Here is a 14,030-nt window from a genome sequence, read left to right on the forward strand (position 1 = left end):
AAATCATTACCATTATTAATCTTACTTCCTTTTTTATATTTTTTAAATTATTAACACCTATAACGTTTTATCAGAAACATCATTTAACAAATGTGATTATGTTAAAAAATATTTTATATAATTTGCGAAAATATCATACCGTCTTAAATCATTAAACTTAAATTTAAAAAGCAAAAATCCGAACCACAATTTCGTAAAAGCGAAAATTGTAGTTCGGATTTTCATATAAGGCAAAAGAATTAATAGTTAACTCCTAGCCTCTTATTTAGTTCAGCGCTTTTAATTAAGTTATATCTTTCAGGGGGGGAGAGAAATGATGTTATCTTAATTATTTATCAGCTTTGCGCTTCTTATCGTGACCCGCGAAGCCGAAGAGACTTGCGAAAGCAGCAAGACTCAAGCCAGCTAATGCACTGAACTTAGAAGAATCATTACCAGTTTGTGGCAATGTCTTCGCTGGTTGCTGGCTAGTACTGTTAGTTGCACTATTTTGTGTTTGACCAGTTACGTTTTCGATTACTGAACCGTTATTAGCATTCGTCATATTGCCATTATTAATTTCAGTACCGTTTTGATGATCAATTGAACCATTATCGGAGTTCATGTTTCCGCCATTATCGGGGTTTACAGCATCTACATGAACATCAACGGTTACTTCATAGGTAGTTCCGTCTGGGAAGTGGACTTCAACTACACCAGTGTGATCACCAGGAGTAGAAACATCAGGTTCTTGCTTCCAAGTGTAAGTTGTTCCATCCGGCATCTGATCCTTGTTCTTAATTGCATCTGCAGGGTTAGGGAGTTTACCTTGATCAGTTGTGATATTTTGTCCCTCAGGTGCGGGAACATTAACAGTTACTGTAACCGTATCTTCTGAACCGTCTGGATAACGAACAGTAATTGTTTCGGTGTGAGAACCTGGCGTCTTAACATCTTGTGCTACTTGGTCTGGGTTTGTCCAAGTGTACTTGGTGCCATCGGGGAGATCAGCCTTGTTCTTAATCCCGTCGGCTGGATCTGGAACCTTACCTTCTGGAGTAGTAATTGGTTGCGTTTCTGGTGTGTACTTATCCGCATCCGTTGCTGGGTTCGTGACGTGGATGGTTACTGGGACTTCATCCTTCGAACCATCTGGGTAAGTTACCACAATCGTAGCTGGCTTATTACCGGCTGTTGTTACATCTGGTGTTTCTTTCCAGGTGTACTTAGTGCCGTCTGGCAAGTCACCCTTGTTCTTGATACCCTCGGCTGGGTCTGGGACAATTCCAGTCTTGGTATCAATGTCTTGACCTTCCGGTGTGTACTTGTCCGCATCTGTTGTTGGATTCGTTACGTGTACTGTTACGGGAACTTCGTCTTTCGAGCCATCTGGGTAAGTTACTACAACCGTAGCTGGCTTATTACCGGCTGTCGTTACATCTGGCGTGTCTTTCCAGGTGTACTTCGTACCTTCTGGCAAGTCACCCTTGTTCTTGATACCCTCGGCTGGGTCTGGGACAACTCCAGTCTTGGTATCAATGTCTTGACCTTCCGGTGTGTACTTGTCCGCATCTGTTGCTGGGTTCGTTACGTGAATAGTTACTGGGACTTCGTCCTTCGAGCCATCTGGGTAGGTTACCACAATCGTAGCTGGCTTATTACCGGCTGTTGTTACATCTGGCGTGTCTTTCCAGGTGTACTTCGTGCCGTCTGGCAAGTCACCCTTGTTCTTGATACCCTCGGCTGGATTTGGGACAACACCGGTCTTGGTATCAATGTCTTGGCCTTCCGGTGTGTACTTGTCCGCATCCGTTGCTGGGTTCGTTACGTGAATGGTTACGGGAACTTCATCCTTTGAACCGTCTGGATAAGTTACTACAACCGTAGCTGGCTTATTACCAGCTGTCGTTACATCTGGCGTTTCCTTCCAGGTGTACTTCGTGCCATCTGGCAAGTCGCTCTTGTTCTTAATACCCTCGGCTGGGTCTGGGACAACTCCAGTCTTGGTATCAACGTCTTGACCTTCCGGTGTGTACTTGTCCGCATCTGTTGCTGGATTCGTGACGTGGATGGTTACGGGAACTTCGTCCTTGGAACCATCTGGGTAAGTTACTACAACCGTGGCTGGCTTATTTCCTTCAGTACTTACATCTGGCGTGTCTTTCCAGGTGTACTTCGTGCCATCTGGCAAGTCGCCCTTGTTCTTGATACCCTCGGCTGGGTCTGGGACAACTCCAGTCTTGGTATCAACGTCTTGACCTTCCGGTGTGTACTTGTCCGCATCTGTTGGGTTCTTAGTTACAGTTACGGTAACCGGAACTTCAACAGTTGAGCCGCCTGGGTAAGTTACTACAACTACAGCTGGTTTATTACCTTCAGTAGTTACATCCGGGGTTGTCTTCCATGAGTACTTAGTACCATCTGGTAAATCACCCTTGTTGGCAATACCTTGGTCTGCATCTGGTACTTCGCCGACCTTAGTAGTTACATTTTGACCAGTTGGGGCTACTGGAGCATAGTTAATGTCAACAGTAACATCCTTAGTTTCAGCAGTAACTTCTTCAGCAGCTACTTCAGCTTGACTTGGAGTATATCCCTTAACTGTTGGTGCATTAAATTCTGCCCACGTACCATTTGGTTGGTTAAGTTCACCTGCTACATGCCATGCGTTCCAAGTAGTCTCACCAGTAACGGGATCAGTGTACCCAGCATTACCTTGAGCATCTTCGCGAGTAAAGTGAACGGTTTGGTCATGACTTACTGGGTCTTTACCAGGTTCATGAACCACGATAGTACGAGTTACGTATTGGTTCATGTCATCGTTGACACCTTCTTGACCTGGTTTGTATGGTACTACCGTATCAGCTTGCTTTTGGTAACTTACGGTAACAGTGGCACCATTTTGTGGGACACCATCTTTTTCTGTCACTTGAGCTGCTGCTACTTCGGTTGCCTTGGTACCATCGACATAGGAATCGTAACCCTTGATTTGTTCTACTGCTGCAGAAGCAAATTCTGTCTTACCACTCTTAACGTGCCATGCATTCCAAGTAATCTCACCTGTGACTGGATCTTGGTATCCTGCGACACCGTTAAAATCACGAGTGTATTCTACAGTTTGCGTTACTGGGGCAATTGCTTCATGTCCTGCTGGTACTTCGTAGTTAATAGTACGAGTTACCGACATATTCATATCCTTGCTTGAAGGATCGTATGGTACTACCGTATCAGCTTGCTTTTGGTAACTTACTGTGACGTTGGCACCATTTTGTGGGACACCATCTTTTTCTGTTACTGCAGCAGCTGCTACTTCAGTTGCCTTGGTACCATCTACGTATGAGTCGTAACCCTTGATTTGTTCTACACTAGCTGAAGCAAATTCGGCTTTACCACTCTTAACGTGCCATGGATTCCAAGTAATCTCACCAGTCACTGGATCTTGGTATCCTGCGACACCGTTAACATCACGAGTGTATTCTACAGTTTGTGTTACAGGAGCAATTACTTCATGTCCTGCTGGTACTTCGTAGTTAATGGTACGGGTTACTGACTTATTCATATCCTTGTTTGAAGGATCATATGGCACTGGAGTTGCAGCTTGTTTTACATAAGTAATGGTATCAGTAATATCGCTCGAATCTGGATTTACTGTTACTGCTGCTACTTCGGTTGCCTTAACACCATTTACGTAACTGTCGTAGCCCTTTTGTTCCTTAATGTTGTAAGCTGGGAAAGTTTCGCTGTTTGAGTTCCATGCATTCCAAGTAGTCTTTCCAGTTACTAAGTCCTTCACACCAGTACGTTTAAATTCAACTGAAACAGTTCTTACTACAGTCATATCAGCATTAGTCTTGCCTGCTGGTACTTCTTGGATAGTTTGGGTAATCTTCCGGTAAGTGTCTTTATTATTCTCATCAACTGGAACATTTTCAGTACCGTGTTCAACCTTGTAATCTACAGGTTGTGGATCATCTGAACCGAACTTGTAAGATCCGATAACTTGTTGATTTGGAACTAGTTTCCAGTTAGTTGGAACATTTCCAGGTACATCAATATTAACAGTTTCATCAGTCTTACCTGGAACATTGTAAGTACCTACCACATTACCATTACCGTCAACATAATTAATTACTAAAGTATGTTCGTTAGCAGTGTAAGTTACATTAACAGTTTCATTTGATGAATCTGGGGCAATAGTTCCTGAAGCTGGAACATATTGTTGACCATCCTTGCTTTCAAGTTGAACGTTAGCACCTGTACCGTCAGTTGCAGTAGCAGTGTAGCCAGGTTTAGTTACTTCATATTGTGGGAAGTTAGTTACTACTTGACCTTCACTATTCTTAGCAGCAACCCAGTTAGTGTAAGTTACTTGTTGGCCTGCTGGCTTAGAAAGATCAGTTATCTCAGCACGACTGTAGATAACATGTTGAATGTATGGCTTATCTTCACCTTGAACGTTAATCGTCCGAGTGATGTCACGGTAAAGGTCGTGGTTAGTCTTATCATCAACACCTTGATCAACCTTGATTACATTTACAGCTACTGGAACATCAAGATAACTGCCATCAGTAAAGTTAATTCTAACTGTTGCCGGAGCCTTAGCATTAGCTTCAGTAAGACTTGGTAAAGTTTGCCAGTCAACTGAACTAATTTTAGCGTTATGATCAGCAGTTAAATCACTAGTATTTACAAACTTTGAAGCATCCCCTAAAGCAGCCTTCAAATCAGGAGTATCTGAGTAAACACTTGGAATAGTACCATTAGCTTCGGCACCGTAAATGTAAACTGATGGGAATGGATAAGTGGATACTGGACCTTTACCATAAATTGGCCAGTTTACACTTGAACTGTTAACAATAGCTGAATACTTAGGATAACCAAATTGATTATTTACCCAGTTAGTATAAGTAATCGTCTTGGTTCCACCATTGTTCTCTGAGTCCAAACTTGTTGGTTGACCATTACCCTTGATTGCACCTAATGCATTATTGAATAGAACAGTGTCTGCTTCAGTCCAACTGATCTTAATGTCACTAGCATTAATAGATTGTGGAGCAGTAACAGTTACACCAGATGGATTATCACCAGTTTGGGTAAGAACATATGCAGTCTTATCAGCATTCAAAGTGTAAATATATGGCTTACTATAGTTTTGACCACCTTGGTAGTAGCTTAACTTAAAGTTTTCAATTACTGGTCCACCAATAATGTTCTTGTCTGAAGTCTTGTGAGTTATTACATCATTAGCATGCAAGCTGAAGACATGACCATTATCGATAACAGTAACATCACCTTGACCATTTACAGCAACAGGAATAGTAACGGTCTCAGTAGTACCATCTGGGTAAGTTACGGTAGCAGTACCAGTAGTTGCTCCTGGCTTTGAAGTATCTGGTTTAGTAGTCCAAGTTGCACTTGTTGGATAACCATCAACTGGAGTATTACCACCCTTATTCAAGTTAGCAATACCTTCAGTAGCAGCTGGATCTCCACCAACAGTAGTAGTAATAGTCTTAATCTCTGGCTTAGCATCAACAATTACATTAGTTGGAACGTTATCTGTTGAGCCATCTGGATAAGTTACGACAACAACTGCTGGTTTCTTACCTGGTTTAGTGGTATCTGGAGTGTCTTGCCAAGTGTACTTAGTTCCATCTGGTAAGTCGCCCTTGTTCTTGATACCTTCGGCTGGATCTGGAACTTCGCCGACCTTAGTTGAAACGTCTTGACCTTGTGGGGTATTGGTTTCTGCATCAGTAGTTACCTTGATTGAACTTGCTGGAATATTAATGTTCAAGTAAGTTGGATTACCATTAGCATCCTTATCAGTAAAGGTAATCTTGATTACTCCGCCTTGACCTTGTTCATTAGGCTTAGTTGCCCATTCCGTCTTTGCAATTTCATCAGTTGGAATATTGTTGTCTACTAATTGATTGAATTGTTCACTAGTTAAATCTGAACCAAGTTTAATATCAACTGGAGCACTTACAGCCTTAGCACCAGCACCATTAGCATCAATAGTGAATGGATTAGTAGTTACCACACCATTCTTTGAGCCTAGAATGTTCTTAGCTGCATCATTATTAGTAAAATCAACATTAACACTAGTAGTAATTTCCTTACCTGCTGCAGTTGCGGTCTCAACATTAGTATCTGGAGTTGTAGTCCAACTTACAGTTGATGGATCAATCGTAATTGGAGTAGCTGTAGTTGAAAGTTTGCCATCTGTTAATTCGTAACCTTCTGCAGTTACAACGCCAGCAGCAGAAAGAACTTGTGAATTTTCAGTAGTTTCATGAGCGTTAAGTTTAGAAGTATCAACGCTAGTTACAACTGCACCATTATCACCCCAAGTTACTGTTTGACCAGCCTTAGTGACAATTACTGGAACAGTAGTCTCATCAGTACTCTTGTCTGGGTAAGTTACAGTTACTGGAACATTGTAAGCACCTGGAGTTACATCTGTACCTGGTTTTACAGTTACAGTACCAGTTGATGGATCAATATTAGCCCAGTTTGGTGTATCAGTACCAGTCGTAAATGTGGTTCCTGTTGGTACAGTAACATCCTTGCCATCTTGATCAGTAAATGATGGCTCATCAGTAGCAGTTTGACCTTGTTCAACGTTTACTGGTTTGTATGATGGGGTGTAAGTTTCTGCCATTGGTTGAGTAATGTTCAATGGAATATTTGCAAAATCAACAGAACCATCAGTGTAGGTTACTTTTGCCCAAGCTGACTTATCACTAGTCTTAAGATTGCCAGTTGGGTTAGTTGGTTCTGCTTCATTGCCCATGACAGTCTTCCATTCAGTAGCATCAGTCGCTGCATCATACCAGCTTACGTTCTTAACAGAAGAAAGATCAGTAGTTACAGTACCATCGCTAGAAAGTAAGCCTTTGATCCCGTCTTTAGCAGTTAAATCACTTAAAGTTTGGTTAGTGTTACCATCAATAGTTTGAACTACTGGTTGATACTTTTCTGCATCAGTTGGTGTTACTTTAGTTTCGAGGTTAGTACCCATAGAAATTCTTTGTGGAGTCCACCAACTAAAGTCATTTAAGAAGTTATTTAAGTATGGAGTTTGGTAGGTAACGCCTGGATTAGGTTGACCTTGAGTAATAGTACCATCTTTATACTGATATTGATTCAAGCCTGCTTGACTTCCACCAAAGGTCACAGTGCCGTTAGAGTGTAGGAACTTATCTTGTCCCTTTCCACTTTGACCGATGGCATTTCCTTGAGCAGTAAATCCTGTAATAGAATTGTTCCCCCAGTTGTTTTGGGTAATTAAATTGTTAATGTACCAATAATGTGAAGGAGTTGCTTGTTTGTTACTTTCATCCCATTGTGCAAATGGTAATGGATTACCGGCACCATTACTTTGAACATTTACATGGTTATTTTGGTCTTCAAGACGGAATAAGGTACCTGTTTGACTACCGGTACGTTGCAAGTTCACATACTTAGGATTGGTAATTGAAACGTTATCAGAGTAAGTAGCTGTTCCGTTGCCGCTTCCCCACATAGTAACCAAACCTGAGTGAGGAGTGTTATCAATAGAGCCTGCATATGAAGAATTAGCACCGTCTTGCAAGTCCAATGTGGCACCATCATGAACGTTTAAGGTAAAGATTGCACCAGTACCATTACCAGAACCAAATGAAATTAATGGTGTAGTCGAGGTATTATTATTACCTGTTCTAATAACAGTTAAAGTCCCTGCATTATCTAATAAGTTTGAGTCGGCGTTAGTAACATTAGCAGCAAATCCGACACCTAATGAAATTGGGGCAAAGTGAGCACCATTATAATTGGTTACCCCATTAGTACCTGATCCATCATTACTTTGTTCAGTATTAATAGTAACATTACCAGTCTTACCAATGTTTAAATTACCAGCCCAAATAGCCATTGAGTGACCATCTGCCATGTTGGCATTTAAATTACCATCGACTTGAACTGTACCGGTAATCGCACTATTTACAAGCATACCTTTAACATCGGTAGACTTACCATTTAAGGTAACAGTAGCACCTTGTTGAACATCAATCGCTGGAGCTGTATCGTTTTTCTCATCTTCAACCTTAGCACGCAAGATGTTTCCACCAGCGTTTTGATCATTGTTAGTCTTAGCTGTACTTACGTTAAAGATGGTATTAGTATCATTTGCAAAAATAATGTGGGAAGCTGAAACTGCACTTGAATAGTTATAAAGTTGATTACCATCTACATTTACAGCTTCAACAGTAATATTATTATTACCCTTAAAAGTTACTGTAGTATATGGATCGTCTCCAGTTAATCTTGCCATAGTGGTGTTATAGAAAGCACCATTCTTAACATCAGCAGTCACATTTTCAAAGGTAACCTTATTTTTAGCTAAAAGACTAGGAGTAATGTCATCCCCGCCCATATAAATTGGACTGAATGCACCACCTAAAGTTGACCAACTCTTGTCATAACCATCTGCATTGATAGTTAAGTTCTTGAAATCAATGTCCCAAGGATTACTATCTTTTTGATTATTAGTATCAAAACTTAAGTAGTTAGCACCGAAGTTAATGGCATGGTTTTGACCATCAATAATTAACCCACCAGAGATGTTAGAGCCTGTTAAGTTCATTTTTCCACTGTTAACTAGCGGATTAGGGCGGGTAATACCATTAATGTTAGTACCCTTATTAGCAACAGTAATATCGCCCGTTAAATTAATGATACCAACGCTAGAATCGTTCATAGCATTAACAAAGCCTTGCCAATCTGATACATCCTGAGTTTGCGTACCACGCAAAGTCTTAGGTGCTTCTGAAGTAGTTGCCACTTGTGAAGCTGGAACAGCAGCTAAGGATTGAGCAAATAATTGCGCGCTATAATTCTCTCTGGCAGTACTATTAGCATTGTCACTAGTTACAGTAGCTGCTGATTGACTACCAGCACTTGTTTGTGAAGCAACCTTTGCAGCTGTATTTTCAGTAACTTTCTTTGCGTATTCGTCTGATATAGGAGAAGCTTGCTGATCGGCCGAACTTTGAGCACTAGCTGTGGTAGCCGATGAACTGTTTTCCGCACTAGCAGAATTAGTTAAAGTAACTTGGCTAGTCTGAGAGTTCTGATTAGTAGCCTCACTACTTGGTTCTTCGACTGCTTGATCGCCAGCTCCACTATTTGCTTCTGCAGTTGTATTAGCAGAAGCATTCATTCCCATAAATGTAAAACCAATAAGGACTGAAGCAACCCCGACAGTGAGCTTTTTAATTGCAAAACGTTGCTTTTTCGGCTCTTGCTTGCGGAATTGTTCCTTTCGATTATTCTTTGATAACATACAATTATCCCTCCCAATAATAATCTATAACTTAATTTATTAGTTTACGCCCTGAATTATATGCGTTTTTTTTTTTTTTCAATCGGCAAGCCTCGCAGATAGTTATAGAACTATTGCGAGAGTAAGGAGAAGAAATTTTTAAAAATATTTTATTACATGAAAAACTAATCATGTAATAAACAAAAAAGCGTAGGTGAACATTTCGTTTACCTACGCTTAAATGAAATTAAATTTTATTCAAAACCAACATTTACCATTGATTCATCATTATGAATAAAGATAGCGCCACGGTTACCAGGACGCGCTTCCCAGCCTGTGATTGGTTCACCATTGAAGAAGAGTCGCTTAGCCTCAATTTCACCCATTACTGATTGATCAGTAAAAACAGTCACACTGCTCAAATCAGTCTCTAACGGGTATCCAGTCCGAGGATCTAGTAAATGGTGATAACGACGACCATTTTTGATCAAAAATCGTTCATAAATCCCAGATGTAACTGCCGAACAAGCCGGCTCGCGGACAGTTGCTAAATTTTCACCACGATGCAGTTGCGGATCCTGCACACCGATAATCCACTGGCCATCATCCCGCCGTGGTGACTTACCAACAAATAAGAGGTTACCCCCTAAGTCGATAATTCCCGCGGGAACTCCGGCTTCAATCCAAAGATCACGAATACGGTCCGCAATATAGCCTTTTGCAATCCCGCCAAGGTCTAATTCCATCCCCGGCTCTTCTAAATATACCGTCCGTGCGTCTCGGTTCAGTAATACTTTATAAGGGTCGATCAACTTTAACCGCTCTTTGATCTCAGCATCACTTGGCACGTGCGCCCCTGCAAAGCCGATTTTCCATAGTTTTACTAACGGGCCAATCAAAGCGTTAAAGCCAAAGTTTTCACGACTATATTTCACTGCCAGTTCAATGAGGTCAAAAGTTGTTGGCGATACCATTTTCGGGGTTTTCCCTGCACCATGATTTACCGACATTACTTCTGATTCATTACGATTAACCGTTAATTGATCCTCATAGTGGTCAATTAGGTCCATTGATTTCTTTAACAACGAAAAATATTCGTTACCAAAAATCGTTAAATTTATGCGAGTTCCAAGAGCGTGATGAGTCATCACATGCCGTTGCGCCATCAATTCATTATTCATAATTAGTTTTCGGATGCACCTGTTGTAGCATCTGCCTCATCATCATTTGCGTCTACGCTGCCTGCATCGGATGCGCCTGTTGTAGCGTCTGCATCAGTATCGTCATTTGCTGCTGGGGCTGGGGTCGCAACCACTTCGCTAGCATTGTCAGTGTTATCCTCATCGCTTGATTCTGAAGCACCAGTTGATGCGTCAACACTGTCAGCTTCTTCACTGTTGTCGCTAGCATCTTCATGCTTAGAAGCACCAGTATTACCATCAGTACTCCATGCACCATTTTCGAAGAGGTTAAGAATGTATTCCACACTACCAGTAAATTCGATGGTTCCAAGGTAATGACCATTAACATCACGTAAAGCGTAGTATTGGATCAATGAACGGTGACCATTCATCCATAATGGGCGGGTAACAACGTCTTTTTCACCATTCCGGAAACTGTTAATAATCTTCATAACAGCAGGAACAGCCAATGGTGGATGACATTCTTGAACAGTTTCCCCGAGAGAAGCTACATTCCGAACGTGTTCCCGATTTGGCTTGTCAGAGAACCATGCGAAATGGTCAGTACTGTCGATTAAGTCAATTTCAAATGGGATTGTACTGAAGATTTGTTGAACTTCTTTTAATGTCAACCGACCAGTTGGGAAGTTGATGTACGCTTCACTGATCGTTGGTTGTTTAATGGACATATCCAGTCCCTCCTTATTTGCATTTTCAAAGATTTGAATGTATTCCACAAAATGGGTAAAGCAGATTTCAAGGTTATCACGGGCTTCCGCATTAACTAACCGGCCATCTTTTGAGAAGGAATGACTAGCATTACCAATCAAAACTTCATTTCCTGGCAACAAATTAGCGTCACAGTCAGGAGAAACTAAGATCTGCCGCATTTGAACTTGTGATCTCGCAGAAGCTTGACGTCCATAAGATACACCGACAACCATAACAGGCTTATGCTTTAACACATCGGTCTTGTAGGAAAGCCATTCAACCGTGCTCTTCAAGGCCGCAGGAATACCATGGTCATATTCAGGAGTAGAGAAGATAATCCCATCAGCTGCCTTAACCTTTTGCTTTAACTTCCATACCTCTGTTTGTTCAGAAAGAGGAGTATCAACGCTAAATGCTGGCAATTGGCTAATTTCAGCGATCTCAATATCAGCCATTTGACGGAAGTGCTTTTTCATGTATTTAAGCAAAATCCGGTTATATGAGAAATTGGCATTTGTTCCGACTAAAGCAAGGATTTTCATTACTTGTTCGCCTCCTTCTTTTCAGCAACCATGCGATTGATTGCCTTGGCGTAGTGTTTGAATTCACGCATACATTTTTCTAAGAAATGAATAGTGGTTTCGTTAGTAATATCGCCATCTTTATCAATGATATGAGCAGCATCACTCATAAAGAACTCTTCGTTTTGGAAAATATAAGCATTAACACCTGGTGAGATTAAAATATCTCGTAATTGAACTTGGGAACGGGATGAGCCTTGGTCGTGGGTAGAAGCACCGATGATCATGACCGGCTTATTTTCTAATGGGTGAACTTCATAGGAAAGCCATTCGATTACACTCTTCAAAGCAGACGTAACAGAGTGGTTGTATTCTGGGCTGGCAATAATAACAGCGTCGGCGCTTGAAACACGACGATCAATATCAGCAACAACCTCAGGAATCTTTCCCTTATAATTTTCATTAAACATTGGCACTTGACGAATATCAATCACATCAATATCATCATCACTAAAATGACGGGCAATAAATTCTAATAACATCCGGTTGTATGAATGATTAGCATTTGACCCGGCAATTGCAGCAATTTTCAAACGTGTCACTTCCTTTAAGTTATTTATGCAACATTTCACATTGTTATTCTACTATATTTTACTCGATCAAAAAACATATTATTAGTAATATGCACACTTAATTGACTATTTCCATAACAATTGATTATAAGTTTGGCTAAGTTATCATTTTAAAAATTAATTACGCGATTTTTCATCCCCGACATATTTGTCCAGTGGTATTTGGAGATGTGCTAAAATATTAAACACATTGAATTAATAGAACGGAGAAATAATATGACACAAACTAAACAACATGAACAAGATGTTGATGTATGGGTTGGGAAACGATTTCCACTCACGATTCGTCGCCTTGGCGTTAACGGACACGGAATCGGCTACTATAAGCACAAAGTATGTTTCGTCCCTGGTGCCCTGCCAAATGAAGTCGTAGTCGCGGAAGTTACACGCGTTCTGCCACGCTACCTTGAAGCTAAAATTCACCGGATCCGGAAAAAGAGTCGGGATCGAGTAACACCACGGGATGAATACGCTGATATCGCTGGTGGTTTTGAACTTGAAAATCTCGCTTACCAACAACAATTAAAGTTTAAACGGCAAGTAATCATTGATAGTCTCGAAAAGTTTCAACCATACGGCTACCGTAATTATGATGTTCGCCCAACTATTGCAGCCCCTGAAGAATACGGTTACCGTAACAAGGCCCAATTCCAGGTGCGGATGGTCAACGGCAAAGTGGCAGCTGGTCTTTACCAGCCAAACAGTCATACCCTCGTTGATATGGAAACTTGCGCTGTTCAAATGCCCCGCACAATGGAGACGGTTCGCGCCGTTACAAAGATGATCGAAGACTTACAAATCCCAGTTTATGATGAAAAGCACAATAGCGGTATCATCAAGACCTTAGCAGTTCGTGAATCATGGTCAAGTGGGGAAGTCCAATTAACCTTCATTACTAATTCTGCTAAACTTCCTCACAAACGCGAATTGCTTGAACGCATTGAAAAAGAACTACCAGCAGTTGTTTCAGTTATGCAAAACGTTAACCCAGGTGATACACCCTTAGTTTGGGGTGATAAAATGATCCACCTCGCTGGAAAAGATTCAATCCTTGAAAGCTTGATGGGACTTGATTTTAAACTCTCAGCACGTTCATTCTTACAACTAAATCCTGAACAAACAGAAGTGCTGTACGAAGAAGCTTCTAAGGCCCTTGAACTAGACCAAGATGATACCTTAATTGATGCATACGCCGGGATCGGGACAATCGGTCTTTCCCTTGCATCGCGGGTAAAAGCTGTTCGCGGAATGGAAATTATTCCCGAAGCAGTTGCCGATGCTAACGAAAATGCCAAGCTAAATAATATTACTAACGCTAAATATGAAGTCGGCAAAGCAGAAGAAGTTCTTCCCCGCTGGCAAAAAGAAGGACTCAACTTTGATGCCCTTGTTGTTGATCCTCCGCGAACCGGGTTAGATGACCAATTAATCAAACAAATCTTAAAAGTTAAGCCGCGAAAGTTTGCCTACGTCTCATGTGGTATGGCTTCTCTCGCCCGTAACTTACGGCGGTTAACTAGCGTCTATCACGTTGACTACATTCAACCAATTGACATGATGCCCCAAACAGCACGTTGTGAAGCAGTCGTGAAATTATCATTGCGAAACGGAAATAAGGAATAGCTATGTAGGCTGGAAGAAATTTTCTTTCGGCCTATTTTTGTTTTAAATAATGATTAAGCCCAATTGAAAACGTTTACAA

The 14,030-nt window shown here is 41.1% G+C and carries 5 protein-coding genes; 1 reads left to right on the forward strand and 4 read right to left on the reverse strand.

The annotated features are described in order from the left end of the window. Positions 1-328: 328 nt before the first annotated feature. From LMB56_RS07550 to LMB56_RS07565, 4 genes are all read right to left on the reverse strand, one after another. Positions 329-9,304, reverse strand: a complete 8,976-nt coding sequence (locus tag LMB56_RS07550) for a Rib/alpha-like domain-containing protein (protein WP_229283957.1) — start codon at positions 9,302-9,304, stop codon at positions 329-331. Between the two features lie 233 nt (positions 9,305-9,537). Beyond that, positions 9,538-10,464, reverse strand: a complete 927-nt coding sequence (locus LMB56_RS07555; protein WP_144226483.1) for an FAD:protein FMN transferase — start codon at positions 10,462-10,464, stop codon at positions 9,538-9,540. Positions 10,465-10,466: 2 nt separating this feature from the next. Next, positions 10,467-11,717: an NAD(P)H-dependent oxidoreductase gene (locus tag LMB56_RS07560; protein WP_229283956.1), complete on the reverse strand. Its 1,251-nt coding sequence runs from the start codon at positions 11,715-11,717 to the stop codon at positions 10,467-10,469. Then, entirely contained in the window at positions 11,717-12,289 is a 573-nt protein-coding gene (locus LMB56_RS07565) for an NADPH-dependent FMN reductase (protein ID WP_003665363.1), read from the reverse strand. Before LMB56_RS07565 ends, LMB56_RS07560 begins: the two co-directional genes overlap by 1 nt. Before the next feature lie 255 nt (positions 12,290-12,544). Between LMB56_RS07565 and rlmD the strand changes: the two genes are divergently transcribed. Next, positions 12,545-13,951, forward strand: coding sequence for a 23S rRNA (uracil(1939)-C(5))-methyltransferase RlmD (gene rlmD / locus LMB56_RS07570; RefSeq protein WP_229283955.1), 1,407 nt, complete (start codon positions 12,545-12,547; stop codon positions 13,949-13,951). Positions 13,952-14,030: the final 79 nt, after the last annotated feature.

The organism is Limosilactobacillus reuteri (assembly GCF_020785355.1).
GTDB lineage: Bacteria > Bacillota > Bacilli > Lactobacillales > Lactobacillaceae > Limosilactobacillus > Limosilactobacillus reuteri_I.

What these genes read in the sequence shown, in the direction of transcription:
- rlmD (WP_229283955.1), top strand. Translation starts at nt 12,545, where the DNA reads ATGACACAAACTAAACAACATGAACAAGATGTTGATGTATGGGTTGGG.
- LMB56_RS07550 (WP_229283957.1), bottom strand. Translation starts at nt 9,304, where the DNA reads ATGTTATCAAAGAATAATCGAAAGGAACAATTCCGCAAGCAAGAGCCG.
- LMB56_RS07555 (WP_144226483.1), bottom strand. Translation starts at nt 10,464, where the DNA reads ATGAATAATGAATTGATGGCGCAACGGCATGTGATGACTCATCACGCT.
- LMB56_RS07560 (WP_229283956.1), bottom strand. Translation starts at nt 11,717, where the DNA reads ATGAAAATCCTTGCTTTAGTCGGAACAAATGCCAATTTCTCATATAAC.